This window comes from Mycobacterium sp. NGS64 (assembly GCF_059812245.1).
Map to the genome: position 1 here is coordinate 72,888 of NZ_JCALCI010000005.1, position 26,108 is coordinate 98,995.

At 67.9% G+C, this 26,108-nt stretch carries 27 protein-coding genes and 1 tRNA gene; 16 read left to right on the plus strand and 12 right to left on the minus strand.

What is annotated here, in order from left to right; all coding sequences use genetic code 11:
* The first annotated feature begins 133 nt into the window (after positions 1 to 133).
* The 6 genes from AC5Y4S_RS21760 (at position 134) to AC5Y4S_RS21785 (ending at position 4,098) form a co-directional block, all read left to right on the plus strand.
* Entirely contained in the window at positions 134 to 379 is a 246-nt protein-coding gene (locus tag AC5Y4S_RS21760; protein ID WP_500034715.1) for a hypothetical protein, read from the plus strand.
* 64 nt (positions 380 to 443) lie between these two features.
* Entirely contained in the window at positions 444 to 716 is a 273-nt protein-coding gene (locus AC5Y4S_RS21765; RefSeq protein WP_500034716.1) for a hypothetical protein, read from the plus strand.
* A gap of 154 nt (positions 717 to 870) precedes the next feature.
* Positions 871 to 1,167, plus strand: a complete 297-nt coding sequence (locus tag AC5Y4S_RS21770; RefSeq protein WP_085189260.1) for a DUF4193 domain-containing protein — start codon at positions 871 to 873, stop codon at positions 1,165 to 1,167.
* Positions 1,168 to 1,220: 53 nt separating this feature from the next.
* Positions 1,221 to 2,570, plus strand: coding sequence for a cytochrome P450 (locus tag AC5Y4S_RS21775; protein WP_500034717.1), 1,350 nt, complete (start codon positions 1,221 to 1,223; stop codon positions 2,568 to 2,570).
* A gap of 135 nt (positions 2,571 to 2,705) precedes the next feature.
* Positions 2,706 to 3,431: a hypothetical protein gene (locus tag AC5Y4S_RS21780; protein WP_500034718.1), complete on the plus strand. Its 726-nt coding sequence runs from the start codon at positions 2,706 to 2,708 to the stop codon at positions 3,429 to 3,431.
* 73 nt (positions 3,432 to 3,504) lie between these two features.
* A complete protein-coding gene (locus tag AC5Y4S_RS21785; protein WP_500034719.1) occupies positions 3,505 to 4,098 on the plus strand; it encodes a restriction endonuclease in 594 nt (197 codons plus the stop codon).
* On the opposite strand, the gene AC5Y4S_RS21790 is transcribed toward AC5Y4S_RS21785, so the two are convergent.
* The 5 genes from AC5Y4S_RS21790 to ponA2 form a co-directional block, all read right to left on the minus strand.
* Positions 4,095 to 6,806, minus strand: a complete 2,712-nt coding sequence (locus AC5Y4S_RS21790) for an ATP-binding protein (protein WP_500034720.1) — start codon at positions 6,804 to 6,806, stop codon at positions 4,095 to 4,097. The two genes, AC5Y4S_RS21785 and AC5Y4S_RS21790, sit on opposite strands and share 4 nt — an antisense overlap.
* Positions 6,807 to 7,021: 215 nt before the next feature.
* Positions 7,022 to 7,095 (minus strand) — tRNA-Pro (locus AC5Y4S_RS21795).
* A 53-nt stretch (positions 7,096 to 7,148) separates the two neighbouring features.
* Complete coding sequence (gene cds1 / locus AC5Y4S_RS21800) at positions 7,149 to 8,261, minus strand: L-cysteine desulfhydrase Cds1 (RefSeq protein ID WP_500034721.1); 1,113 nt, start codon at positions 8,259 to 8,261, stop codon at positions 7,149 to 7,151.
* The gene (locus AC5Y4S_RS21805) at positions 8,258 to 9,232 is read right to left on the minus strand and encodes a metallophosphoesterase (RefSeq protein WP_500034722.1); all 975 of its coding nucleotides are present in this window, start codon (positions 9,230 to 9,232) and stop codon (positions 8,258 to 8,260) included. The genes cds1 and AC5Y4S_RS21805 overlap by 4 nt, the downstream gene beginning before the upstream one ends.
* Positions 9,233 to 9,302: 70 nt before the next feature.
* Positions 9,303 to 11,732, minus strand: coding sequence for a transglycosylase/D,D-transpeptidase PonA2 (gene ponA2 / locus AC5Y4S_RS21810; protein ID WP_500034723.1), 2,430 nt, complete (start codon positions 11,730 to 11,732; stop codon positions 9,303 to 9,305).
* A gap of 360 nt (positions 11,733 to 12,092) precedes the next feature.
* On the opposite strand from ponA2, the gene AC5Y4S_RS21815 reads away from it, so the two are divergent.
* Positions 12,093 to 12,443, plus strand: coding sequence for a WhiB family transcriptional regulator (locus AC5Y4S_RS21815; protein WP_066938055.1), 351 nt, complete (start codon positions 12,093 to 12,095; stop codon positions 12,441 to 12,443).
* Positions 12,444 to 12,726: 283 nt separating this feature from the next.
* On the opposite strand, the gene bagB is transcribed toward AC5Y4S_RS21815, so the two are convergent.
* Together bagB and bagA are read right to left on the minus strand one after the other, a co-directional pair.
* Positions 12,727 to 13,881, minus strand: coding sequence for an ATPase BagB (gene bagB / locus AC5Y4S_RS21820; RefSeq protein ID WP_500034724.1), 1,155 nt, complete (start codon positions 13,879 to 13,881; stop codon positions 12,727 to 12,729).
* Complete coding sequence (gene bagA / locus AC5Y4S_RS21825) at positions 13,878 to 14,900, minus strand: ATPase BagA (protein WP_500034725.1); 1,023 nt, start codon at positions 14,898 to 14,900, stop codon at positions 13,878 to 13,880. Before bagA ends, bagB begins: the two co-directional genes overlap by 4 nt.
* Positions 14,901 to 14,977: 77 nt before the next feature.
* Here bagA and sp36 point away from each other — a divergent pair, with 77 nt between their 5' ends.
* The 3 genes from sp36 to AC5Y4S_RS21840 are packed head-to-tail and all read left to right on the plus strand — an operon-like array spanning position 14,978 to position 16,397.
* Positions 14,978 to 15,139, plus strand: a complete 162-nt coding sequence (gene sp36 / locus AC5Y4S_RS21830) for a Sp36 family protein (RefSeq protein ID WP_007166633.1) — start codon at positions 14,978 to 14,980, stop codon at positions 15,137 to 15,139.
* A gap of 2 nt (positions 15,140 to 15,141) precedes the next feature.
* The gene (locus AC5Y4S_RS21835; RefSeq protein ID WP_500034726.1) at positions 15,142 to 15,597 is read left to right on the plus strand and encodes a RidA family protein; all 456 of its coding nucleotides are present in this window, start codon (positions 15,142 to 15,144) and stop codon (positions 15,595 to 15,597) included.
* A gap of 5 nt (positions 15,598 to 15,602) precedes the next feature.
* Positions 15,603 to 16,397, plus strand: a complete 795-nt coding sequence (locus AC5Y4S_RS21840; protein ID WP_500034727.1) for an MBL fold metallo-hydrolase — start codon at positions 15,603 to 15,605, stop codon at positions 16,395 to 16,397.
* Between the two features lie 15 nt (positions 16,398 to 16,412).
* Here the strand turns inward: AC5Y4S_RS21840 and crp are convergent, their stop codons facing one another.
* A complete protein-coding gene (gene crp / locus AC5Y4S_RS21845) occupies positions 16,413 to 17,087 on the minus strand; it encodes a cAMP-activated global transcriptional regulator CRP (protein WP_036465140.1) in 675 nt (224 codons plus the stop codon).
* Positions 17,088 to 17,183: 96 nt separating this feature from the next.
* On the minus strand, positions 17,184 to 17,579 hold the full coding sequence (locus AC5Y4S_RS21850; RefSeq protein WP_500034728.1) for a hypothetical protein: 396 nt from the start codon (positions 17,577 to 17,579) through the stop codon (positions 17,184 to 17,186).
* Between the two features lie 161 nt (positions 17,580 to 17,740).
* Between AC5Y4S_RS21850 and nth the strand changes: the two genes are divergently transcribed.
* From nth to marP, 4 genes are read left to right on the plus strand one after another with little or no spacing between them, the layout of a single operon-like run.
* On the plus strand, positions 17,741 to 18,421 hold the full coding sequence (gene nth, locus AC5Y4S_RS21855) for an endonuclease III (protein WP_068126144.1): 681 nt from the start codon (positions 17,741 to 17,743) through the stop codon (positions 18,419 to 18,421).
* Positions 18,422 to 18,438: 17 nt separating this feature from the next.
* The gene (locus AC5Y4S_RS21860; RefSeq protein WP_500034729.1) at positions 18,439 to 19,077 is read left to right on the plus strand and encodes a TlpA family protein disulfide reductase; all 639 of its coding nucleotides are present in this window, start codon (positions 18,439 to 18,441) and stop codon (positions 19,075 to 19,077) included.
* 50 nt (positions 19,078 to 19,127) lie between these two features.
* Positions 19,128 to 19,883, plus strand: a complete 756-nt coding sequence (locus AC5Y4S_RS21865) for an NUDIX hydrolase (protein WP_500034995.1) — start codon at positions 19,128 to 19,130, stop codon at positions 19,881 to 19,883.
* Positions 19,884 to 19,894: 11 nt separating this feature from the next.
* On the plus strand, positions 19,895 to 21,088 hold the full coding sequence (gene marP / locus AC5Y4S_RS21870) for an acid resistance serine protease MarP (RefSeq protein WP_500034730.1): 1,194 nt from the start codon (positions 19,895 to 19,897) through the stop codon (positions 21,086 to 21,088).
* Here the strand turns inward: marP and AC5Y4S_RS21875 are convergent.
* Both AC5Y4S_RS21875 and AC5Y4S_RS21880 read right to left on the minus strand, forming a co-directional pair.
* Complete coding sequence (locus AC5Y4S_RS21875; protein ID WP_500034731.1) at positions 21,081 to 22,058, minus strand: alpha/beta fold hydrolase; 978 nt, start codon at positions 22,056 to 22,058, stop codon at positions 21,081 to 21,083. The two genes, marP and AC5Y4S_RS21875, sit on opposite strands and share 8 nt — an antisense overlap.
* On the minus strand, positions 22,059 to 22,586 hold the full coding sequence (locus tag AC5Y4S_RS21880; protein ID WP_500034732.1) for a phage holin family protein: 528 nt from the start codon (positions 22,584 to 22,586) through the stop codon (positions 22,059 to 22,061).
* 184 nt (positions 22,587 to 22,770) lie between these two features.
* Here AC5Y4S_RS21880 and AC5Y4S_RS21885 point away from each other — a divergent pair, with 184 nt between their 5' ends.
* On the plus strand, positions 22,771 to 23,466 hold the full coding sequence (locus AC5Y4S_RS21885; protein WP_500034733.1) for a S1 family peptidase: 696 nt from the start codon (positions 22,771 to 22,773) through the stop codon (positions 23,464 to 23,466).
* 36 nt (positions 23,467 to 23,502) lie between these two features.
* Here the strand turns inward: AC5Y4S_RS21885 and acs are convergent, their stop codons facing one another.
* The gene (gene acs, locus AC5Y4S_RS21890; RefSeq protein WP_500034734.1) at positions 23,503 to 25,452 is read right to left on the minus strand and encodes an acetate--CoA ligase; all 1,950 of its coding nucleotides are present in this window, start codon (positions 25,450 to 25,452) and stop codon (positions 23,503 to 23,505) included.
* A gap of 186 nt (positions 25,453 to 25,638) precedes the next feature.
* Between acs and AC5Y4S_RS21895 the strand changes: the two genes are divergently transcribed.
* Positions 25,639 to 26,103, plus strand: a complete 465-nt coding sequence (locus AC5Y4S_RS21895; RefSeq protein ID WP_500034996.1) for a DUF4232 domain-containing protein — start codon at positions 25,639 to 25,641, stop codon at positions 26,101 to 26,103.
* Positions 26,104 to 26,108 lie beyond the last annotated feature (5 nt).

Sequence of the window (26,108 nt, forward strand, 5' to 3'; positions counted from 1 at the left end):
ACGAGGCTTCGGCAGGATCCGCCATGCGAGCAGCGCTGGTACGAAAGCGCTTTCACGAGGAGAGAATTTGCGAACCCCGAAAAGTGACCCAGTTGACCACCACCGTACTTCTCGCCAGCATGCCGGCGAATCGTTGACGCACGCCGCCAATGCCCCCGGCCTCGCGTCGGCGGCCGTCGCCGTCGTCGCCTTGGTGATCGGCCTGTACGCGTTCGCGACCGGGCACCTCCTGGTTGGTTCGGTGGTCGTGCTGCTGGCCGCCGTGTCGGGTGCCGCGGGCGTGGCATGGCTGTTGCAGACGCACCGTAAGGTGCGCGCGGCCGAAGTGCGCTGGCAGGCAATGAATTCCGACGAGCCCGCACCGCCGCCCAGCAGTTGACCGTCGCCCGGCCGAGCCGCCGCCGAAATGTTTAATTTTCGGTCTGACCGGGCATAAGGGGCCCATGCTCGACACGTCCGCCCCGTTGCGTCCCACCATCGCGGGCCGCGTGGCTGCCGCCATCTGGGCGGTCGGTCTGGCGGTTGGCGTTCTTGCGCTGGTCACCGGGCACGCGGGAGCGGCGCTCCTAGCGCTGCTGCTCGCCGTCGTGGCGCCCTGGGTTGGCCTGGCTTTCGTATCGCGGAGCCAGCGCCGGGCCTTCAACGTCGCATTGTTTCTGCACGGCACGCGAGCCGACGGCTCCTTGGCGCACGCCAAGACGCCGATCCGCTGCTGAGTCGGCCCTCCACCGGCAAGGGAGGCGCCCAATTGTCGTCCGCGCAATTTTTTGAGCCGATTAGGTGTTATCGACACGTGATCGGGGTACCGACTCAGCCACGGGTGAGTACAGGCAAGTGCGTCAACCCGTCGTCCAGCAGGGAGGAACAGCCATGACGACCACCAGCGATTACGACGCACGCCGCATACCCGACGTCGAGACCCAGGATGCGTCCGCACTACGCGAACTCGCGGCCACCGGTACGCCCACCGCGGTTGTCGACGAGGACCCCAACGATGTGGTCTTCTTCGAGCTGCCTGGCGCGGACCTTTCCGGCGAGGAATTGTCGGTGACGGTGATACCGCAGCGCTCCGACGAATTCACGTGTTCGAGCTGTTTTCTAGTGCAGCACCGCAGCCGGTTGCGTCCTTCGAGCTCGGGTCTTCCGGTCTGCGCAGACTGCGCGTAACGCCATCGCGGGCGGCCTTGACCATCTAGGCCCGCCGTGTTTCGGTCGTCAGCGTGGCCTCGAGCCGTCCGCCCGGCCTGCCGGCACCGCGCATACTTCGGCCGCTGTTCGCCGCGGCGTATGCCGCCGCCTATCTTGTCGGCGGCGAGCGGCGGATGCTGCGGTTGATCCGCCGATACGGGCCGATCATGACCATGCCGGTGCTCAGCCTGGGCGACGTGGCGATCGTGTCCGACCCCGAACTGGTCAAGCAGGTCTTCACCGCACCGCCGGACGTGCTGCTCGGCGGTGAGGGCGTCGGACCGGCGGCTGCCATCTACGGCTCCGGGTCGATGTTCGTGCAGGAGGAACCGGAGCATCTGCGCCGGCGCAAGCTCTTGACGCCCCCACTGCACGGCGCCGCGCTGAGCAGTTACGTACCGATCATGCAGAACTGCGCCCGCGCGGCGATGCACAGCTGGCCCGTTGACCGCCCGTTCGAGATGCTGAAGGCGGCGCGCGCGCTGACGCTGGACGTGATCGTCAGGGTCACCTTCGGCGTCGACGATCCCGAGGAGGTCCGCCGGCTCGGCCGGCCCTTTGAGCGCCTGCTAAACCTCGGTGTCTCAGAGCAATTGACTGTGCGCTACGCGCTCCGTCACCTCGGCGCGTTGAGGGTGTGGCCGCAGCGGGCGCGGGCCAACGACGAGATCGACGGCGTCGTCATGCCGCTCATCGCGCGACGGCGAGAAGACCCCAGCCTGGGTGAGCAGCTCGACATCCTCTCGCTGCTGATGCGCGCCCGCGGCGACGACGGGGAACGGCTGTCCGACAGCGAGATTCGCGACGACCTGATCACCCTGATGCTGGCGGGTCACGAGACCACCGCGACGACGCTGGCCTGGGTCTTCGACCTGCTACTGCACCACCCCGACGTGCTACGACGGGTACAGACCGAAGCCCTGAGCGGTGAGGAGGCCTTTACGACCGCGGTAATCCACGAGACGCTGCGGGTCCGGCCGCCGGCGCCCTTCACGGCCCGCGTTGCGGCACAGCCGTTTCCGATCGGCGGCTACCTCGTCGAGGCCGGCACCCGGATCGTGGTCCACATCATCGCGATCAATCGCAACCCCCACACCTACGAGCACCCCAACGAGTTCCGCCCGGAGCGATTCCTCGGCACCCGGCCCGAGACCTACGCGTGGGTGCCGTTCGGGGGTGGCGTCAAACGGTGTCTGGGGGCCGCGTTCTCGATGCGCGAGCTCATCACCGTCCTGCATACGCTGCTGCGCGAGGGGGAGTTCAGCGCCGTCGACGACGAGTCGGAGCGGATCGTGCGGCGCTCCATCATGCTCGCACCCCGCAACGGCACCAGGGTCCGGTTCCGCCCTCTCGAGCCAGGTCGTGCGTGCCCCGACGCCTAGGGTGCCGCCGGCCGCTCAAAGCCGCCTCGGGATTTTGGCTTGTCGACGCCGTCTCCCAGGCGCAGGGCTCATACACTTGGCTCCGGACGGATCGGGGCGGGTTTCTCCAATTCTTTTGGGGCGGGGGATGATGAGATGACGTTGGCAGCCGTGCAAGGTGCCGCATCCGCTACGCCGTGGTGGCTTCCGCTGTTCACGGCCGGGGCGGGACTCGTGGGTACTCCGCTGGGCGGCCTGATCACATTCTTAACGTCGACGTCCGCCCACCGCCGCGAAGAAAAGGCAGAGCGCGAACGCCAAAGACGCGATCAGATGCGCGATGTTTCTGTCAGGTTCAGACAGGCCGTGTCCAAACAACGACTCGACAACGCCACGATTCAGGAGAGCGCTGAGGAACTCAAGGAGCTGATCGGTCGACTCTCGAATGGCGAGGACCCAGCTGGGGCGTTGGCGGCATTCAAGAAGCGGGGATTCGATCCGGATCGTTCGCGGGCTGGCGACGCCGCGTCGCAGCTGGAGCTGTTGAACGACGTTCTCCAGGCGATCGGGGCGGCGGAATCGACGTTATCGGAAGCGGGCGTAATCGTCGCCGAGATGCGTTTGCTGCTACCGAATCACATCGTCAGGCTGGCAGGATTGGCCGCTTCCGCGAACTTCACCCAACAGCTCTACGCGGCCCTTCCGATGGCGAATCGGATCCAGCCAAGCGATGTCAGCGCCGCAATGAACCGATTTATCAACGCGGTCCGCGCGGAGCTTGGTATGGATGAATTCCTGCCATTGAAGGTCAGGCTGGAGGATCTCGAGCAAAGGATAGGCGCGGCCGTCGACCCGGCGAGAGCCGACATCACCTCCTCGTAGCTAGCCTGCGCCGAATTGTCATAGCGATCCGATACTTTCGTCGCACGAGTCCACGCAGCCAATCCGAGGAGCAATGCAGATAGTCGCCGGGTCCTTGCTGCTGCTGGGGTTCGCCGTCCCTTGGTATTTCGCCCAGCACGCCACCGGCAGTGTCCCGGCGGGATTTTCGGCCGGTCTGGGCGGCCTCGCCCTGACCGTCGTCGCCCTGCTATGGCTCGGTGGTCGACGGGACCGCCACAGCGTCGGGCGGCAGCGACGGCGTGACCTGCGGTACGCGGCGTCGGACCTGGCGGCCATCGACCAGATGTCGGGCGTCGAGTTCGAGGAATTCGTTGCGGCACAGCTTCGGACGGTCGGGTGGAGCGTCGCGCACACCGCCAGCACGGGCGATTACGGTGTGGATCTGATCGCGAAGCGGGACGGCGCGTGCATGGCCGTCCAATGCAAAAGGCAGGCGAAGGCCGTCGGGGTGGCCGCCGTCCAGCAAGTGGTGGCCGGCGCCCTACACCACCGGTGCAACCAGACGGTCGTGGTGACGAATCAGGGGTTCACGAAGGCGGCCCGCCAGTTGGCGACCACGCACCGTTGCCGTCTGGTCGGGCGGGAGCAGGTGCAGATCTGGGCCCGGGCCGACCGTCGGCGGGTCCAATCCGAATTGGAAGGCTAGCCGCCGCGTGCCGTGATCTGCGCGCGCAGGCCAGGTTGTTCGAGTTCTATTCGGGCGTGGTCCATTTGGTCGTAGGCGTAGGTCACCATGGCTGCGGTGGTCATCGCCTCGCCCTTGTGGGCAAGCGATTCGTAGGTCTGGTCACCGAGGACTTCGAGGAGGTGGGCGGTCGTATGGCCAAGTTCGGGGTTCGCCGCTGTGGTGAGAGGACTGGAGGCGAATCCGGCGATGGTGGCCGCCGGCTCATGGCGTCCGAGCCGGTCGAAAACGGCAGCAAGGACGGCCAGGGGGAAACGGATCATGGTGGTGTTGCCTGCGTCGTGGAAATTGCGGACCGCAAGTGCAACATAGTCGAGCGCGGCGAGCGGGTCGCCGTAGTCGGCCTCAAGGCGGGACAGACTGCCTGCGATGCGGGTTTCGGTATTGCGATTGCCGCTCTCCTGGGCGATCACCAGACCTCGGCGCTGGGCGTCCAGCGCCGAGGCGGGATCAGCGTCGCCGAACGCGTAACCATAGGCATAGAGCGCAAACGAGAGCGCAGCCGGGTTGCCGGTCGCCTCGGCAACCTCGATCAGGCCATTCGCGGCGGCCCTCGCCTCCTCACCGCAACCCGCGACCGTCAGTGCGATGGTCAGGAATGCCCTGGTGATCCCATGGGTGTCGCGACCGAATGCGAGCCGCGCGCGGCACCACTCGACCTGCCGTTCGGGTTGGCCGAAGTGCAGGTAAGCAGCGCCGAGCGCGCCCTCGAGGCCGAACGGCACCTCGTCATGACGGCCGCTGGCGATCACCAGCTGGCCGGCGTCGCTGTAGCCAACTGCTGCGTCGATCCGTCCGGGCCACCAGCACGAAGACGCCATCGCATACAGGAACGCGAGTGTCGGATGATTGGCGGTACGGGCAGGCTCGATGAGCTCCTCGGCCCACCCTATGGGCTCGTAATTGTGCATCCAAAAGCCAAGCCATGCCGCCCATGTCGCGATGGTGGCGGCGACGTCGAGGTCACATTGGCCGCCGGCCCACCGAAACGCGGTGCGGAGATTGGCGAACTCCGTAGAGAACCAGGTGTACGCCTCGCGCTGCCGGGGGCTGTCCCACAGGGCCATGATGTCGGCTTCGCGCGCGGCGAAGTGGTGGGCATGTGCGGTCCGCGCCTCGGTGGCCTCGCCGCCCGCGGCGAGTTGTTCCTCGGCGAACTGGCGGATCGTCTCCAGCATCGTAAAGCGGGTCCGTCCGGCTGCCCTGTCGGCGACCAGCAGCGACTTGCGCACCAAGGCGTCCAACACATCCAGAATGGTGCATTCGTCGACATCACCCGATCCGGCCACCGCCCAGGCGCTTTGAAGGTCGAATCCTCCGGCGAACACCGAACACCTTGACAACAATGACTTTTCAACCTCAGTGAGCAGTTCATAGGACCATGCCACTGCGTGGTGCAGGGTTTGGTGGCGTGAGAGCCCGCGCCGCGAGCTGGCCAGGAGCCGCAACCGCTGATCGAGACGATCACACACCTCGATCGCGGTCATCGACGACATCCGCGAGGCCGCCAACTCAATGGCTAACGGGATGCCGTCGAGTCTGCGGCAGATTTCCACGACAGCCTCCGCCTCGCTGGGCTGGGCCAGCGAGAAGTCCGACACCACACTTTGCGCACGGTCGACGAAAAGGTTCACGGCGGCGGATTGGGTTCCGGAGTTGACATCCAGCGACGGGACACGCCATAACTGCTCTTCGCTGACTCCCAATCCTTCACGGCTTGTAGCGAGAATCGTTACGGTCGCCGAGGCGGCGAGGATCGCCTCGACCAGATCCGCCACACTGTCGACCACGTGCTCGCAGTTGTCGAACACCAGCAGCCGGACTCTCTCTTCCAACGCGGCGGCGACGCTGTCAGCCACGCTCTTCCCCGGCTGTTGGATGATGCCCAGCACGGCCGCTACCGCGTCAGGCACCGCCAGCGGATCGGCTACCGCGGCCAGCTCGAAAAACCAGACACCATCGGGAAATTCATCGTGCAGACGATCGGCGACCTCAAGCGCCAGGCGCGTCTTGCCGACCCCGCCCACCCCGGTCAACGTCATCAACCGATGAGCCTTCACCGCGGCTTGCACCTCGGCGAGCTCGGACTCGCGCCCAACGAAAGTGGTAGCTACAGCCCGCAAGTTTCCCGGACTCGCATCTGGTGCGCGCAACGACGGAAAGTCCGTGCGCAGGCCCTCTGCTCGGACCTGGAACACCTGAACTGGGGTCGCCAGATCACGCAACCGCCGCAGCCCGAGATCAACCAGATCAACTCCACTCACCAAAGCCGCGGTGGAGTCGGCCAAAAGGATCTGGCCGCCATGCCCGGCCGCCATCACCCGAGCTGCACGGTTGAGCACCGCGCCGAAGTAGTCCCCGTCGCGCGGCTCAGCTTCGCCGGTCGCCAGCCCGATCCGCACAGGCAACTTCAACGCCCTCTGAGCACCCACCGCGGCATTCACCGCGGATGTCGGTGATGCGAACGCCGCACACACCCCGTCCCCGGTGTGCTTGAACAACCAGCCGCCCTGCGCCTCGATGGTCTTGCGCAACACCTCGTCGTGCGCGGCGAGGGCGCTCCGCATCGCGTCCGCATCGGCCTCCCACCGACGGGTCGACCCCTCAACATCGGTGAACATAAACGTCACCACCCCCGAGGGAGCGGCGACCGCCGGATCAGCGGACACGCCAGCAGAATCTCACATCAGACAAGCCGCCACGATGCACATCGCGGGAGCGCGGTCGCGAGACGCCGTGGTTGATGTGCTCGACGGGCACCGCACCGCGGCGCTGCAACCCTCAACTGCCAACAGCGACAGTGAAACTGAAGGGGAAAACGTACCCGGTACGCTGCAGCAAACTACCTAACGCACTCAGCAAGCCTGTTACCAGGCCCTATGAGTCGGGGTGGCGGGATTTGAACCCACGGCCTCTTCGTCCCGAACGAAGCGCGCTACCAAGCTGCGCCACACCCCGCTTGAAGCCTCGACAGCCTATCGCACCGGCACGCCGGCTGGCCAAACCGCTGGCTACGGGCTAGACCACGCGCAGCTGTGCTCGAATTCAACCAGCGCCTCGCCGGGGCCGGCGGGATCGAGCCCCTGCGCGCTGACCCACTCGTCGCTGAAATAGGTGTCGGCGTAGCGGTCCCCGCTGTCGGCCAGCAGGGTGACCACCGACCCACTGCGGCCCTCGGAGACCATCTCGGCGATCAGCCCGAAACAGCCCCACAGGTTAGTGCCCGTCGACGGCCCCACCCGGCGCCCCAGGACGGCGCTGACGTGGCGGGCGGCGGCGATGGACGCCGCGTCGGGCACCGCGACCATGCGGTCGACCACGCCGGGCAGAAACGACGGCTCGACCCGCGGCCGGCCGATGCCCTCGATCCGCGACGAGGTGGGCATCACGATGCAATCGCGGTCCTCGGCGTAGGCGGGAAAGAACGCGGAGTTCTCCGGGTCGACGACGCACAACCGGGTCGCGTGCCGCCGGTAGCGGATGTAGCGGCCGATGGTCGCGCTGGTGCCGCCGGTGCCCGCGCCGACCACGATCCACTCCGGGACGGGGTGCTTCTCGTCGCGCATCTGCTCGTAGATCGACTCGGCGATGTTGTTGTTGCCGCGCCAGTCGGTGGCGCGCTCGGCGTTGGTGAACTGGTCCAGGTAGTGCCCGCCGGTGTCCCTGGCGACGCGCTCGGCCTCGGCGTACACCTGGCTCGAGTCCGTCACGAAATGGCAACGGCCGCCTTGTGATTCGATCAGCGCGATCTTGGCGGCGCTGGTCGACGCGGGCATCACCGCGACGAACGGCAGCCCCAACAGGGCGGCGAAGTAGGCCTCCGACACCGCCGTCGAACCCGAGGACGCCTCGACGACGGTGGTGCCCTCGCCGATCCAGCCGTTGCACAGCGCATACAAAAACAGCGAGCGCGCCAGCCGGTGCTTGAGGCTGCCGGTGATGTGCGTGCTCTCGTCCTTGAGATACAGCGCGACGTCCACCTCGCCGCCCCACGCCGACGGCAGGGGATAACGCAGCAGGTGGGTGTCGGCACTGCGCCGCGCGTCGGCCTGGATCAGCCGGATCGCATCGTCCGTCCAGCTTCGGGGCAGGGTGCGGACCGCGATCCGGGTCCGGTCGCTCAACGCACCGAAGCGGTCGGCTGTGAACGGCTCAGGTCGCTGGTGGAATCGCGGTCACCCATCGGGCTGGCGATCAGCGTCAGCAGGGTCGCCTCGGGCCTGCAGCAGAATCGCACGGGCGCGAACGGCGAGGTGCCGATCCCGGCGGAGACGTGCAGCGCCATGTTCGCCCCCCAGCGTGACGGTCCCTTGGCCCGCGAGCGGTCCAGGCCGCAGTTGGTCACCAGGGCGCCGTAGAACGGCAGACACAGCTGCCCGCCGTGCGTGTGACCGGCCATCACCAGTTGGTAGCCGTCGGCGGCGAAGCGATCCAGCACCCGCGGCTCCGGGGAGTGCGTCAAACCGAGCCGCAGGTTCGCGGCCGGGCTGGCCGGCCCCGCGATCGTGTCGTAGCGGTCCCGGTCTATGTGCGGGTCGTCCACGCCCGCGGCCGCGATGTGCAGCCCGGCCACCTCGAACTCGCGGCGGGTGTGCGTCAGGTCGAGCCAGCCGCGCTCGGTGAACGCCGCCCGCAGGTCCTGCCAGGGCAGCGGCTCGCCGCGGACCCGGTGCGACGGGTTGGTCAGGTAGTTCAGCGGGTTCTTCAGGCGGGGCCCGAAGTAGTCGTTGCTGCCGAAGACGAAGACGCCCGGCCGCGACAGCAGGTCGCCCAGCGTCTGCACCACCGCGGGCACCGCCTTGGGGTGCGCCAGGTTGTCGCCGGTGTTGACGACGAGGTCGGGCTCCCAGGCGGCCAGCTCGCGCAGCCAGGCCTGCTTGCGGCGCTGGTTGGGCGTCATGTGCAGGTCGCTGATGTGCAGCACCCGTAGCGGCGTGGAGCCCGGTGACAGGACGGGCATGGTTATCTCTCGCAGGACGAACGCGTTGCGCTCGACGAGCGAGGCGTAACCGATGCCGGCCAGGGTCGAGCCGAGCGCGACGGCGCCGGCGCGCATCAGTACGGGCAGCGGGGCAATCGGGCGAACGTCAGCCATGCAGGAAGCCTACTGCCGGTTGTGGTCTCGGGGCGTATAGCCTGCGCCACAAGTCCGTGTTGTCGGCCGGCTACGGAGGGGGCGGCGCCCCGGGCGGGGGCGGAGGCGCCAGCAGCGGAATCGTGATCGGCGGCAGGCCCGGGATCTCGACCACCTGCGACCCGACCACCGGTGGCGCGCCCTCGGGCGGTGGCGGTGGCGCCGGCGGGATGCCGTTGCTGACCTGGATCGTGATGATCGACCCCGGAATCGTCTGGCCGGACGGCGACGTTCCGACCACCTCGCCCGCCTTCGCGCTGCTGTTCACGGAGTTGGTCTGATCGGCGACCGGGAAACCGGCCTCCTTGATGCGCTGGCGGGCCGCGTCGACGTCCAGGCCGGTGACGGCCGGCACCCGGGACGCCGGGGAGCCCTCGACGTAGCGGGGATCCGTCGGCGGCAGCTTCACCTCGCCGAAGTTGTTCGCGATCGGTTTCATCGCGGTGAACCAGGTGCGCGCCGGCTCGTTCCCGCCGTAGAGGTCCCCCTCGCCGCAATGACGCAACGGGGCGGAGCACAAATCCGTCGGGTTGGGCGAGTCGTCGTAGATGTAGTTGGCCGCCGCGTAGTGGCTGGTGAAACCGACGAAAGCGGATGATCTGTGCGCCTCGGTGGTGCCGGTCTTCGCGGACACCGGCAGGTCCCAGCCCGCCGCGCCGGCCGAGCCGGCCGCCGTGCCGCTGCCCACGGCGTCCTTGCTCATCGCGTTGGCCATCGTGTTGGCCAGGCCCTCGGGCACCACCTGATCGCAGGTCTCGGTCGTCACGGAGACCTCGTTACCGTTGCGGTCGATCAGCTTGTCGATCGGGTTCGGCGGGCACCACACGCCGCCGGAGGCCAGGGTGGCCGCGACGTTGGACAACTCCAGCGCGTTCACCTCGATCGGGCCGAGGGTGAACGAGCCGATGTTTTGCCGCTTGACGAAGTCGGCCAGGCTCTCGTTGCTGTCACGGTTGTAGTCGCGCGCGGTGCCGGGATCGGCGTAGGACCGCAGCCCGAGCTTGATCGCCATGTCCACCGTCCGGGTCACGCCGACCTGCTGGATCAGCTTGGCGAACGCAGTGTTCGGCGAGGTGGCCAGCGCGTCGGTCACGTTCATGGAGCCCCGGTAGTTACCCGCGTTGACGACACACCAGGTGTCCTTCGGGCAACCCTTGGCCCCGCCGCTGCCCATGCCCTTGGCCTGGAACCGGCCCGGCACCTCGAGCGTGGCGTTGATGCCCATGCCCATGTCCAGCGCCGCGGCGGTGGTGAAGATCTTGAACACCGATCCGGCGCCGTCGCCGACGAGGGAGAACGGTTGCGGTCGCATCGTCTCGCCGGCGTCGAGGTTCAGGCCGTAAGTACGGTTGCTGGCCATCGCCATTACGTGGTGGGAGGTCTTACCCGGCTCGATGACGCTCATGACGCTCGAGATGCCCGGCAGGGTCGGACTCGCGAACTTGTCGATGGACGCCTTGACCGGAATCTGCACGTCCGGGTCCAACGTGGTGCGGATCAGGTAGCCGCCCCGGGCCACCTGTTCCTTACTGATCCCCGCGCGCGACAGGTACTCCTGGACGTAGTCGCAGAAGAAGGCGCGGTCGCCGGCCGCGATGCAGCCGCGAGGCAGCTCGTTGGGTTGGGGCAGCACACCCAGCGGCGTGGCCTTGGCGGCCCGCAGGGCGTCGGCCTCCTGGGGCAGGTTCTCGATCATGGTGTCGAGGACCAGGTTCCGTCGGGCCAGGGCGCCGTCGGGGTTGGTGTACGGGTTGAGCGCGCTGGTCGACTGCACCATGCCGGCGAGCAGGGCCGCCTGCTGCCAGTTCAGGTCCGAGGCGTTGATGCCGAAGTAGGTCTGGGCCGCGTCCTGCACGCCGAACGAACCGTTGCCGAACGACACCAGGTTCAGATAGCGCGTCAGGATCTCCGGCTTGGTGAAGGTCTTGTCCAGCGTGAGCGCCATCCGGATCTCGCGCAGCTTGCGCGCCGGGGTGGTTTCGACCGCCGCGCGCTTCTCGGCGTCGGTCTGGGCGGTCACCAGCAGCTGGTAGTTCTTGATGTACTGCTGTTCGATCGTCGAGCCGCCGCGGGTGTCGACGTCGCCGGAGGCATAGCCGGCCAGCCCCGTCAGGGTGCCCTTCCAGTCCACCCCGTTGTGGTCGGCGAAGCGCTTGTCCTCGATCGAGACGATCGCCAGTTTCATGGTGTTGGCGATCTTGTCGGTGGGCACCTCGAAGCGGCGCTGAGAGTAAAGCCACGCGATGACGTTGCCCTTCTTGTCGACCATCGTCGACACGGCGGGCACCTCTCCCTGCGTCAGCTGGGCGGACCCGTTGGCGACGACTTCAGAGGCCCGATTGGACATCAGCCCGATGCCGCCCGCGAGCGGAAACATCAACGCCGTGGCGACGACGCTGGCCAACAAACAGCACCCCGCGAGCTTGAGCACCGTGAGCGCGGCCGGGGGGCGGTCTGACATGCGTTCTAGGGTAGCCGCCCGCGCTCACCTGGCCACGCCACGAGTTGGCCCAAACCCCTCCCTTACCGTGACCAGCGAACTTACGATAGGGGTTGGCAGAAAATTAGCGCTTCCGTCACTGTTCAGCCACCGGGCTGAAGTGCGACGCGCGCCCATTCGCATTATCCTCTCCGTCAAGGCTGCACGCCCGTCCCAAAAAAAGCGTTATCAGACTGTTGCGCAATTGCCACCTGACCACCTAACTTAGACACACGGTGAGATTCAGATAACACCGATTTGCATGGTGTGGCGTAGATCGCAGCAGGGTCTGCACCCGAGGAGGGCGGCCGCGACAAGCGGTCGGAAGGAAGGGAACAGCTCGTGTCAGGTTCACGGCCGGCCGCACGTCGAACGAACATCGCGGCTGCTCAGGGCGTATTGCGCAGTGTCGACGCCGAGGAACGGATCGCATGGGTTTCCAAGGCGCTGTGTCGGACCACTGACCCCGATGAACTGTTCGTTCGAGGGGCCGCCCAGCGCAAGGCGGCGGTGATCTGCCGCCACTGCCCGGTGATGCAGGAGTGCGGGGCGGACGCGTTGGACAACAAGGTCGAGTTCGGCGTCTGGGGCGGCATGACCGAGCGCCAGCGCCGGGCCCTGCTCAAGCAGCATCCCGAGGTCGTGTCCTGGCAGGACTTCTTCGACAAGCGCCGCGGCCGCAGCGTCGGCTGACCCGGGATTTCCGACCAAGCCTCGGGCGGTCGGCAAACTAACGGTTCTGGAAATAACCGTTTTCATGATTACGTAACTGTTACAGCCCTAAGCGGGGCTATTAATTGGACTGTGTCTAATATACAACTGGTTCGTGTTGAATACGAGCTGGCTTGTGCCCAATAGAAATTCGACAGCAACGAGCCCGCGGGAGCCCACTGGGAATCGCTCGTGTCAAATAGCTTTCGTGAGCGTCTGACTGGCGTCCACTCAACAAATTGATGCGCTCACCGAGGGCTTGTTCTCAGCCGCTTGCCGCACGGGCCGCCTCGTCGCCGGGGGCGGTGATCTGATCGGCGAGCGCCCGCAGCGCGTCGAGATCCGAAACGTCGAACGGCAGCGACGGAACCCCGATGACCGGCACATGCGGGTGGGCTCCGGTGAAACGGGAGAGCAGCCTGACCTCGCGCTTGGCGGTTTGCGCCCGGTCGGCGTGGATCTTCAGTACGGCGGAAGCCAGCGCGGCGGCTTCGGACTCGGAGGCGTCCAGCGTCTCGCTTCCGTCGATCGCCCGCTCGACCGGCAGCGAGCACAGCGTCGGGTGGGTGCGGTTGAGGACCAGTCCCGCGAGCGGCATGCCCTCCTGCGACAGCCGGTCGACGAAGAAGGCCGCCTCGCGCAGCGCGTCGGGTTCGGCGGCCGACACCACGACGAACTGCGTGCCGCGCCTCTTCAGCAGCGAGTAGGTGCGATCGGCCTTTTCCCGCCAACCGCCGAAGGTCGATTCCAGTGACTGCACGAATGAACCGATGTCGCTGAGCAATTGTGAGCCCATGATCGTGGACATGCCCTTCATCGCCAAACCCATTGCGCCGGTGACCAATCGGCCGATGCCGCGACCGGGTGCGAGCAGCAGGCGCCAGAGCCGGCTATCCATGAAGCTGCCCAACCGTTTCGGCGCATCCAAAAAGTCCAGCGCGTTGCGCGACGGCGGGGTGTCCACGACGATGAGGTCCCAGCGGTCCTGGCTCAACAACTGGCCGAGCTTCTCCATCGCCATGTACTCCTGCGTGCCGGCAAGCGACGTGGCGACCGTCTGGTAGAACTGGTTGTTCAGCAACGCCTCTGCCCGCTCGGGGCCGGAGTACTGCATCACCATCTCGTCGAAGGTGCGGCGCATGTCGAGCATCATCGCGTGCAGCTCGCCGGGTACTTCGGGCGCCAGTGGCACCCGCTGCGGGGTGTTGCCGAGGTCGTTGACCCCGAGCGCCTGGGCCAGCCGCTTGGCCGGGTCGATCGTCAAAACGCATACCGTGCGGCCGTATTCGGCGGCGCGCAGCGCCATCGCGGCCGCGGTGGTTGTCTTTCCCACCCCGCCGGCGCCGCAGCACACCACCACGCGATTGGATCGGTCGGCCAGGATCGCGGCCATATCAAGGGTTTTCGTCGTGACGCTCATCGGACCCCCTGCTGCGCAAGCGTTTCCGACAGCTCATACAGGCTTCCGAGGTCGACGCCATCGGAGATCGCCGGCAGCTCCAGGCGCGGCACCTTCAACGCGTCGAGTTGCTGCGCCGTCTCGGCGCGTGCGGTGATCCGGGTCGCATGCTGAATGGTCTCGGTCAGCAGGCCCGCAAAGTCGGTGTCGCCGAGCTTGATTCCCGCCATCTCAAGGCCGGCCCGCACGGAGTCCGCGTCCACGTCCCCCTCGGCGGCCTTCGCCAGATCGCGCGGCTCCAGGAACGACGGGATGTTGCGGTTCACGATCACGCTGCCGATCGGCAGCTCCATCTCGGCGAGCTCCTCGATGGCCTCGAGCGTTTCCTGCACCGGCAGCGCCTCTAGCAGCGTGACCAGATGGATGGCGGTCTGATCGGAGTGCAACAGCTTCACCACACCCTCGGACTGCGAGTGCACCGGCCCACCCTTGGCCAGGTCGGACACCGCCTTGGTGACATCGAGGAAGCGCGCGATGCGGCCCGTCGGCGGCGCGTCGACGACCACCGCGTCATAGACCGGGTTCTTGGCCCCCTTTTCGAGGCGGACCACCGACTCCTTGATCTTCCCGGTGAGCAGCACGTCACGCAGGCCGGGCGCGATCGTCGTCGCGAACTCGATTGCGCCGATGCGTCGCATCGCCCGGCCCGCGATGCCCAGGTTGTAGAACATGTCCAGGTATTCCAGGAACGCGGCCTCGATGTCGATGGCCAGCGCGTTGACCTGCCCGCCGCGCTCGGCGGTGGCGATCTTGACCTCCTCGTAGGGCAGCGGCGGGACGTCGAACAGTTGCGCAATCCCTTGGCGGCCTTCGACTTCGACGAGCAGGACCTTGCGGCCGCCCGCCGCCAGCGTGAGGGCGAGCGCGGCCGCGACCGTCGACTTACCCGTCCCGCCCTTGCCGGTCACGAAATGTAAGCGCGCCCTCGACAAGCGTGCGGGCCAGCCGACGGAACTACCGCCGTTTCCAGTGGATGCCACCTTCGCATGCTAGCCCGGCCGCCGCACCGCCCTTGGGCTGGCCAGAGCCCTGGAAAGCTGACCGATAAGCTCGCGTCATGAGCCAACCCACCGCATGGGAATACGTCACGGTCCCGCTGCTGACGCACGCCACCAAACAGATCCTGGACCAGTGGGGCGCCGACGGCTGGGAGTTGGTGTCCGTGCTACCCGGGCCCACCGGCGAGCAGCACGTCGCATATTTAAAGCGCCCCAAGTAGAGATGAGCGCATCGGCCCGGCTCGGGCAGCTCGGCCTCACGCTTCCCGAGGTGGTTGCGCCGCTGGCCTCGTACGTTCCCGCGGTGCGGACCGGCAACCTGGTCTACACCTCGGGTCAGCTGCCGATGCGGGACGGGAAGCTCCCGCGGACCGGCAAGGTCGGCGCCGAGGTCAGCCCCGAGGACGCCAAGTCGCTGGCGCGGATCTGTGCGCTCAACGCGTTGGCGGCCGTGCATTCGCTGGTGGGCATCGACGCCGTTGCCCGGGTGGTCAAGGTCGTCGGGTTCGTCGCCTCGGCTCCGGGTTTCAACGGGCAGCCCAGCGTCATCAACGGCGCCTCCGACCTGCTCGGCGAGGTGTTCGGCGACCAAGGCGCCCACGCTCGCTCGGCGGTCGGGGTGTCCGAGCTGCCGCTGGATGCGCCGGTCGAAGTGGAGCTGATCGTGGAGGTCGGCTGACGGCCGTGACCGAGACCGCCGAGTCGCTGACCCATCCCGCATACGGCAGGCTGCGGGCGGTCACCGACACTGCCTCGGTGCTGTTGGCCGACAACCCGGGCCTGATGACGCTGGAGGGCACCAACACCTGGGTGCTGCGCGGCCCGGGCAGCGAGGAGCTGGTGATCGTGGATCCCGGCCCCGACGACGACGAGCACATCGCCCGGATCGCCGCGCTCGGCCGCATCGCGCTGGTACTGATCAGCCACCGGCACGGCGACCACACCGACGGCATCGACAAGCTGGTCGAGCTGACCGGGGCGACGGTCCGGTCCGCGGGCAGCGGATTCCTGCGCGGCCTCGGAGGTCACCTGATCGACGGCGAAGTGATCGACGCGGCCGGCCTCAAGATCAAGGTGATGGCGACGCCCGGCCACACCGCCGACTCGCTGTCGTTCCTGCTCGACGACGCCGTGCTGACCGCGGACACCGTGCTGGGCCGCGGCACCACCGTCATCGACAAGGAGGACGGCAGCCTGGCCGACTACCTCGAGTCGTTGCGGCGGCTACGCGGTTTGGGCCGGCGCACGGTGCTGCCCGGGCACGGCCCGCAGCTGGCCGACCTGGAATCCGTCGCGTCGGGCTACCTGACACACCGGCACGAACGCCTGGAGCAGGTGCGCGCCGCGCTGTGGGATCTCGGTAACGAGGCCACCACGCGCGAGATCGTCGAGTACGTCTATGTCGACGTCGACGAGAAGCTCTGGGACGTGGCCGAATGGTCGGTGCAGGCGCAACTGGACTACCTGCGCCGCGGGTGACGCGCGTCGAGGAACCTACCGGGCCCGCCTCGCGAGCCTCTCGGAGTCCGAGATCAGCACGCTCTTGCCCTCCAGGCGGATCCAGCCGCGGTGGGCAAAGTCGGCCAGGGCCTTGTTGACCGTTTCCCGCGATGCGCCCACCAGTTGGGCGATCTCCTCTTGGGTGAGGTCGTGGGTGACCCGCATCGCGCCACCCTCCTGGGTGCCGAACCGCTGGGCCAGCTGCAGCAGCTGCTTGGCCACCCGGCCGGGCACGTCGGTGAAGATGAGGTCGGCCAGGTTGTTGTTGGTCCGCCGCAGCCGTCGGGCAAGGACCCGCAGCAGCTGCTCGGCGATTTCCGGGCGATCCGCGATCCACGCCCGCAGCGCGTCGCGGTCCATCGACACGGCCCGAACTTCGGTGATGGTGGTCGCGCTGGAAGTCCGCGGGCCCGGGTCGAAGATCGACAACTCGCCGAACATGTCCGACGGGCCCATGATCGTCAGCAGATTCTCGCGGCCGTCCGGCGACCGCCGGCCGATTTTGACCTTCCCCGAAACGATGATGTACAGCCGGTCGCCCGGTTCCCCCTCGGCGAAAACCGTGTGCCCGCGCGGGAAGTCGACGGGTTGCAATTGCTTGGTCAGCGCGGTGACCGCGCCGGGCTCAACCCCTTGGAAGATTCCTGCCCTTGCCAGGATCTCGTCCACCGTTGCCTCTTCAGCTTCCAGTAGTGATACGGGCAGGCCAACCCTGCCCGTGTGACGTAAGTCTAGAGGTAGGCCAATTGTGTCCAACGTGCCACGCTACACACGATTGACGTGTCTAGTCCCCCTAAATTGCGGATTAACACGCGAACGGGTCCGTAGCGGCGCCGGTAGACCGGCCTCATCGCGGTCACCCGAGGCGGTGGCAAACACCGGCTTGGCGTGCCGCGGTCCGATCGCCGGTTGCGCCGGCGGTGCATCCGCGGGCCGCAGGGCCTGCCGCCGGTGCAGGTATTCCAGCGCCTCCGGCATGCCTTCGCGGGCCAGCGTGTGCACGTCGACGGCCTCGGCGTACTCGAGGAATTCGTCGACATCGGTCACCGAGACGGTGTCATTGGACAGGTCGGATTCCAGCCGCCCCAGACCGAACGTCACGAGCATCAACAGCCCGGGAACGCACGCCACCAGCAACCATGACACAGGGCAAGTAAACATGGCTTAGGTCTCAGCCAGATCACGAAATCAGTACTCTGTCGTAGGTGACAGCGGCAAAGGCATCCGGACGTTCGAAGTCAACGCCTTCCGCGCCCGACGATGTCGTCGCCGACCGCTGGTCCAAAGAGACGCGAGTGGGGTTGGTGCGACGGGCGCGGCGAATGAATCGCGCACTGGCGCAAGCGTTTCCGGACGCCCACTGCGAGCTGGACTTCACGACGCCGCTGGAGCTGACGGTGGCCACCATCCTCTCGGCGCAGAGCACCGACAAGCGGGTCAACCTGACCACGCCGGCGTTGTTCAAGCGGTACCGCTCCGCGCTGGATTATGCGCAAGCCGACCGCGACGAGCTGGAAAACCTCATCCGTCCCACCGGTTTCTTCCGCAACAAGGCGTCGTCGCTGATCGGCCTGGGGCAGGCCCTCGTCGAGCGGTTCGACGGCGAGGTGCCCTCGACGATGGCCGAGCTGGTCACCCTGCCCGGAGTGGGCCGCAAGACCGCCAACGTCATCCTCGGCAACGCCTTCGACATCCCGGGAATCACCGTCGACACCCATTTCTCGCGCTTGGTGCACAGATGGCGATGGACCATCGAGAAGGATCCGGTCAAGATCGAGCACGCGGTCGGCGAGCTGATCGAACGCCGGGAGTGGACCATGCTCAGCCACCGCGTCATCTTTCACGGCCGCCGGGTCTGCCACGCCCGCAAACCGGCGTGCGGCGCCTGCATCCTCGCCAAGGACTGCCCGTCCTTCGGATTGGGCCCCACCGAACCGCTGCTCGCCGCGCCGCTCGTCCAGGGCCCGGAAACCGAGCACCTGCTGGCCCTGGTGGGGCTCTAATACCGGGGCGCGCGACGGTGACCCGGACAACCCGGTGGACCATCGCGATCCTGGCGGTGGTGGCGGCGTTGATCGCGGCGCTGGTTGCTTCGCTGCACGACGACTCGGCGCCGAGCGCGACGACCCACGCGCCCGCCCCCCGCGAGCACCGCGACGCCGACACACCCGCCGCGCTGGCGGGTCCGCGCGAGCGCGCCAACCTACCGCCGTGTCCCGCCCCCGGCGGCGGCGCCGGCCCGGCGGCGCTGCGCGGCGTCACGGTGGAATGCGCCGCCGACGGTTCTGCCGTCGACGTCGCCCGCGCGCTGGCCGGGCACCGGGTGGTCCTCAACCTCTGGGCCTATTGGTGCGCGCCGTGCGCGGCCGAACTTCCCGCGATGGCCGAGTATCAGCGGCGGGTCGGGTCGGACGTGATGGTGGTGACGGTCCACCAGGACGAGAACGAGACGGCCGGGTTGCTGCGGTTGGCGGAGTTGGGTGTTCGGCTGCCGACGCTGCAGGACGGCCGTCGTCGGGTCGCTGCCGCGCTGCGTGTGGTAAATGTGATGCCTGCGACGGTCGTCCTCCGGCCGGACGGTAGCGTTGCGCAGATGCTGCCGCGGCCTTTCGCCAGTGCCGACGAGATCGCCGCTGCGGTCGGAAACGACGCGGGATAGGCAGATTGACTGGACTGAGGGAGGCGCCGGTGAGTTCAGCCATCCCGCTGATGCCCGACGTGTCTCCGCCTTGGTTGCGTCCGCTGGTGGACAACGTGGGTCAGATCCCCGAGGCGTACCGGCATCGGCTGCCGGCCGGCGTGCTGGCGATGGTGACCGCGTCCAAGGCGGCGGCATCGATGGCGTCATTACTCGGTGACGACCGGGAGGCGGCGGTGCTGGTGTTGTTCTCGGGTCCCGAGTCCGGCCCGGCCGACGGCGGTGTGCCCGACGATGCCGACCTGTTGCTGACCGTGCGGGCCTCGACATTGCGCCACCACGCGGGCCAGGCGGCCTTTCCGGGCGGCGCCTCCGATCCCGGCGACGACGGCCCGGTGGCCACCGCGCTGCGCGAGGCGCAGGAGGAGACCGGAATCGACGTCAGCCGGCTGCGTCCACTCGCCACGATGGAACGGACGTTCATCGCGCCGTCGCGGTTCCACGTCGTCCCCGTGCTGGCGTACTCGCCGGACCCGGGGCCGGTGGCCGTCGTCGACGAGACCGAAACAGCCATCGTGTCGCGGGTTCCGGTGCGCGCCTTCATCAATCCGGAGAACCGGCTGATGGTGTACCGGGGCAACCTCGGCCGTCGCTGGGCCGGGCCGGCGTTTCTGTTGAATCAGATGCTGGTGTGGGGATTCACCGGCCAGGTGATTTCCGCGGTGCTGGATGTCGCCGGCTGGGCCCGGCCCTGGGACACCACCAAGATCCTGGAGCTGGACGAGGCGATGGTGTTGGTAGGCGACAAGGGCGGCCCCCGTCGATGAACATGAATTCGATGACGCCGTCGCAGTGGCTCGACATCGCCGTGCTGGCAGTCGCTTTCATCGCGGCCATCTCGGGCTGGCGTTCGGGTGCGCTGGGCTCGCTGTTGTCGTTCGTCGGCGTGCTGCTCGGCGCCATCGCGGGCGTGCTGCTGGCGCCCCACATCGTCAGCCACATCGCCGCGCCCCGCGCCAAGCTGTTCACCGCGCTGTTCTTGATCCTCGCGCTGGTGGTCGTCGGTGAGGTCGCCGGCGTGGTGCTGGGGCGGGCCGTTCGCGGCGCGATCCACAGCCGCGCGATCCGAACCGTCGACTCGGTCATCGGCGTGGGCGTCCAGCTGGTGGTGGTGTTGACCGCGGCGTGGCTGCTGGCCACCCCGCTGACCCAGTCCAAGGACCAGCCCGAACTGGCCGCCGCGGTGCGGGGTTCGCGGGTGCTCGCGCAGGTCAACGAGGTCGCGCCGCCCTGGCTCAAGACGGTGCCCAAGCGCCTCTCGGCGCTGTTGAACACCTCCGGGCTGCCCGCGGTGCTCGAGCCGTTCAGCCGCACCCCGGTGATTCCGGTCGCGTCGCCCGATCCGGCCCTGGCCACCAACCCGGTGGTGACGAACGCCGCGCCGAGCGTGGTCAAGGTGCGCAGCCTGGCGCCGAGCTGCCAAAAGGTGTTGGAGGGCAGCGGATTCGTGGTCGCCCCCGATCGGGTGATGACCAACGCGCACGTGGTGGCCGGGTCCAACAGCGTCCAGATCTACGCCAGCGGCAGCCCCCTCGACGCGACCGTGGTCTCCTACGACCCGTCGGTCGACATCGCGATCCTGGCCGTCCCCAACCTGCCGCCGCAGCCGTTGGCGTTCGCCCAGGGCGAGGCGAAAAGCGGCGAAAGTGTTGTGGTGCTGGGCTATCCGGGCGGCGGCAACTTCACCGCCACCCCGGCCCGGATCCGTGAGGCCATCAGGCTCAGCGGACCCGACATCTACCGGGATCCGGCGCCGGTCACCCGCGACGTGTACACCATCAGAGCCAGTGTGGAGCAAGGCAATTCGGGCGGTCCGTTGATCGACCTCAACGGCCGCGTGCTCGGCGTCGTGTTCGGCGCCGCCGTCGACGACCCCGACACCGGCTTCGTGTTGACCGCCGACGAGGTGTCCAGCCAGCTCTCCAAGATCGGCGACACCCAGCAGGTCGCCACCGGGTCCTGCGTCAGCTGACGGGACGCCCGTACACCAGCTCGAGGAACTTCATCAGGTGCCGGTTGATTTCCTCGGGTGCCTCTTCGTGGCTGAAATGTCCTGCGCCGGCGATGGATACGTAGCGACCCTGGGGGGCGTAGCGCTGGGTGCGGTCCACCGGGTCGGCGAGCACGTACGGGTCGGCGTCACCGCGCAGATGCAGCAGCGGCAGGCCCAGCTGCCGGCTCATCGATTTCATGAACCGCCGGCCCTCGCCGCGCAGCTGGCTGCGCACCGCCCAGCGCTGGTATTCCAGCGCGGAGTGCGCGGCCGCCGGTATGCGGATGGCCGTCCGCATGTGCCGGACGGTCTGTGAAAAATCTTCGGACGCAACCCATTTGGGGCAGCTCCGGCTCCGGACGAGGCGCTCGATCTCCGCTGCGTCGTGCCGGGTCAGCAGCCGCTCCGGCCAGATGGGCAGCTGGTATTGCAGCAACGTCGGCAGCAGGGCGTAGCCCTGGTCGCGCCGGGTCAGGGTGGAGCGCCGCAGCGCCGCCGGGTGCGGCGAGCTGATCAGCGCGATGGCGCGCACCAGCCGCGAATGCAGCAGCGCGGTGGCCCAGCAGGCCAGCCCGCCGTCGGCGTGGCCGACCAGCGTCGCCGACGAGTGTCCCAGCGCGCGGATGAGCCCGGCGGTGTCGCCGGCCAGCGTCCAGCCGTCGTAGCCGCGGGGCGGTTTGTCGCTGCCGCCGTAGCCGCGCAGATCGACCGCGACCACGCGCGCCCCGGTCAGCCCGCGTAGCTGATGCCGCCAGGACCACCAGAACGATCCGAAACCGTGCAGCAGCATCACCAACGGGCGCGCGGTGGCCGGCTGCGCCGGCGGAACGCCGTCACCTTGCCCGTCGGGCAGGGCTTCGACGACGTGGAATCGAATCCCGTTGGCGTGCACGTCGAGGTGCCGCCACGGCCCGTCGATGCGGGTGACCGACGGATCTGGTGCCGGCATCTACCAACCCGAGGGGTCCGCGGGCTTCTCGTGCCTGCCGCCGGACTCGGGGAGTTCCTTCGGGCCCGTGGCGGCCTTCTCGTGACCGGGGGTGAGCGCGGTGCGCGTCTCCTTGACCGATTCGATGGTCTGGCGCGGGCCGCGGATGCGGCGGACCTTCAGGAAGCCCAGCAAGCCGAGGACGGCGCCGACGACCACCATGATGCCGAACACGATCAGGAACGCCACCCAGCGCCACAGCCATTCGTCGAGCAGCTCGGCGAGGAAGAAAAAGAAGAAGAACGTGGAGTAGAACAGCACCACCAACGCGGCGATGAAATAGACGCTGCCGGTCAGGCCCTTCTTGACGTCCCGGGTGATCTCGGATCGGGCCAGTTCGACCTCGGCGCGGACCAGGGTGGACATCTGCGCTGTGGCGTCTTTGATCAGGTCACCGATCGACGGCTCGGCCGGCCTGGCGTGCGGGTCGGCCAACGGGATCGTGGTCAGCGTGCTGGGCACACCGTTATTGCGATCGTCTTTGCTCACGGACCGTCCTCTCGGTTCTCTCGTCGCGGTTCATGTTGCCATGCGGTGCGGTGGCAGACGAGGCCAGCTGAAGCGCCGCGGAATGGCGGCCGACTGCGCCGTCGTCGCTGGCGAATCCGCCATCCTGGCCGACTAGACTGACCAGGCCGCTCAGGATGTCGGACCGCTCGATGGGGGTGTTGCTTTGCAGACGGCCTACCGTTGCTACAAGGCGGCGATGGTGGCCGTGCTGGTCGCCCTGATGAGCGTCCCGGCCAAGGCGGCCGCCGACGACCGGGTCCCGATGGGCGGCGGGGCCGGCATCGTCATCAACGGGGACACGCTGTGCACGCTGACAACGATCGGCACCGACACCGCCGGGGAGTTGATCGGCTTCACCTCGGCGCACTGCGGGGGTCCCGGCGCGCAGGTCGCGGCCGAGGCCGCCCAGGATCGAGGGCCGGTGGGGGTGATGGTCGCGGGCAACGACAATTTGGATTACGCGGTGATCAAGTTCGATCCGGCCAAGGTGGCCCCGGTGGCCAACTACAACGGCTTTGTGATCAGCGGCATCGGTCCGGATCCGACGTTCGGGCAGGTCGCCTGCAAGCAGGGCCGCACGACCGGCAACTCCTGCGGCGTCACCTGGGGGCCGGGTCAGGACCCGGGCACCATCGTCATGCAGGTGTGCGGCCAGCCCGGCGACTCGGGGGCGCCGGTGACCGTCAACAACCTGCTGGTCGGCATGATTCACGGCGCGTTCAGCGACAACCTGCCGACGTGCATCATCAAATACATCCCCCTGCATACCCCGGCGGTGGTGCAGTCGTTCAACGCCGACCTCGCCGACATCAACGCCAAGCACCGCGCCGGCGCGGGATTCGTGCCGCTGCCGGGTTGACGCTCGCGAGCGGTTGGGCGCCGGCCCCGGTGCGGGCTACTTGGCCGACCTGATCGCGTCGAACACGCCGGGATCGAGCAGCGTCGACGTGTCACCCAACTCGCGTTTCTCGGCGACGTCGCGCAACAGCCGGCGCATGATCTTGCCGCTGCGGGTCTTGGGCAGTTCGGGCACCACGTGGATCTCGCGCGGCTTGGCGATGGGGGAGATCTCCCGGGCCACCTCGGCGCGCAGCTCGTCGACGATCCCGTCGTGCACTTGGTACTCGGCGCACAAGACGACGAACGCGCAGACGGCTTGGCCCGTGGTCTCGTCGGTCTTCGCGACCACCGCCGCCTCGGCCACTCCGTGGTGGCCGACGAGCGCCGACTCCAATTCGGCGCTCGAGAGCCGGTGCCCCGACACGTTCATCACGTCGTCGATGCGGCCCACCACCCAGATGGCGCCGTCGCGGTCGTAATAGGCGCTGTCGCCGGCGAAGTACCAGCCCTGCTCGGCGAATCTGGACCAGTAGGTCTCGATGTAGCGCTCCGGATCGCCCCAGATGCCGCGCAGCATCGAGGGCCACGGCTGGTCCAAAACCAAGTAACCGGTGATGTGTTCGCCGTGATGGACGGCGGGCGTCAGGTGTTCGCCGTGGTCGTCGACGATGCTCGCGGAGATGCCCGGCAATGCCCTCATCGCCGAACCCGGTTTGGCCGCGGTGACCCCGGGCAGCGGGGAGATCATCGCGGCGCCCGTTTCGGTCTGCCACCAGGTGTCGACGATGGGCAGGCTGTCGGCGCCGATCACCATGCGGTACCAGCGCCACGCCTCGGGGTTGATCGGTTCGCCCACCGTGCCCAGCACTCGCAGGCTGGACAGGTCGTGCGCGTCGGGGATCTCGCGCCCCCACTTCATGAACGTCCGGATGAGCGTGGGCGCGGTGTAATAAATTGTCACCCCGTACTTTTCGATGATCTCGAAATGCCGGTGTTGGGTCGGCGAGTCGGGCGTTCCCTCGTACAGAACCTCGGTGACCCCGTTGGACAGCGGGCCGTAGACACCGTAGGTGTGTCCGGTGACCCAGCCGATGTCGGCGGTGCACCAATAGACGTCGCTCTCGGGTTTGACGTCGAAGACGTAGTAGTGCGTGTAGGAGGCTTGGGTCAGGTAGCCGCCGCTGGTGTGCACGATGCCCTTGGGCTTGCCGGTGGTGCCCGAGGTGTAGAGCAGGAACAGCGGCTGTTCGGCGTCGAACGCCTCGGGGGTGTGTTCGTCGGAGGCGGCGTCGACGACATCGTGCCACCACAGGTCGCGGTCGTCGTTCCAGGACACGTCAATTCCGGTGCGCCGCACCACCAGAACGCGCTCGACCGAGCTATCCGGATCCGAGACCGCCTCGTCGGCCGCCTCCTTCAGCGGCGCCGGCTTGCCGCGGCGGAACTGCCCGTCGGTGGTGATCACCAGCTTGGCCTGGGCGTCGGCGATGCGGGCCCGCAGCGCCTTGGCGGTGAAACCGGCGAACACGACGCTGTGCATGACGCCCAGGCGCGCGCAGGCCAACATCGCGACGACGGCCTCGGGGACCAAGGGCATGTAGATGGCGACGCGGTCGCCGGCGACCAGGCCGAGGTCGGTCAGCGCGTTGGCCGCTTTGCACACCTGTTTCTGCAGATCGGCATAGGTCAGGCTGCGGCTGTCGCCGGGCTCGCCCTCCCAGTGGATGGCGACGCGATCCCCGTGTCCGGCCTCCACATGGCGGTCCACGCAGTTGTAGGCGACGTTGAGCTTGCCGTCGGCGAACCATTTGGCGAAGGGCGCCTCCGACCAGTCCAGGATTTCGGTGAACGGTGTCGACCACGAGAGCCGGTTGGCCTGCTTGGCCCAAAACGCCAGCCGGTCCTGCTCGGCCTCGCGGTACAGCTCCTCACCCGCGTTGGCCTGCTCGGCGAACTGCGCCGACGGCGGATAAGACGTCGGTCCCTCGGTGTGGGTGGCGGTCACTGGATTCCTCCTAGCGTCGAGGCTCGTCAACCGTCAGTGAGCCTAGACCTTCCAGATGAAAAGCCGCCGCCCGATCCGGGGTCAAACACGCCCGCATGCCGCATAATCACCGATGTGCCGGGACTGCACACGCGGCGACGAGCCCTCAGCTTCGCCGCGGCCGCAACGGCTTACGCGGCGGCGACGATGTCGGGGTCACCCGCGTGGGCCGAGCCGTCCGACGCCATCGACCAGCCGACGCCGTGCTGGTCGGAGCAGGTCGCCGTCAGCGCTTCCCCGACGCAGGCCGCCGTCGGACACCGCGGCGTGACGCTGCTGTTCGCCCTCGCCGGTGGCGCGGACCCCTGCACGCTCACCGGTTACCCGAGCGTCGACTCGGGCAGCGGCGGGCCGCCCATCCACGGCCAGCCGACGCCGCGCGGCTACCTGGGCGGGTTGCCCGCCGGCGCCGACGACCCGCCGACGGTCACGCTGTCGCTGTCGACGCAGGGCCAGGCGGTCGTGGAGGGCGTCGCCGTGGACGCCGACGGCAAGCCGTGCCCCGGCTACACCGACCTGGCCGTCAGCCCTCCGGCCATCCTGCAGGTGTTCACCGTGCCGGCCGCCATCGACGCGTGCCGGCTGGAGGTCCATCCCGTCACCGCGGGTTGATGGCG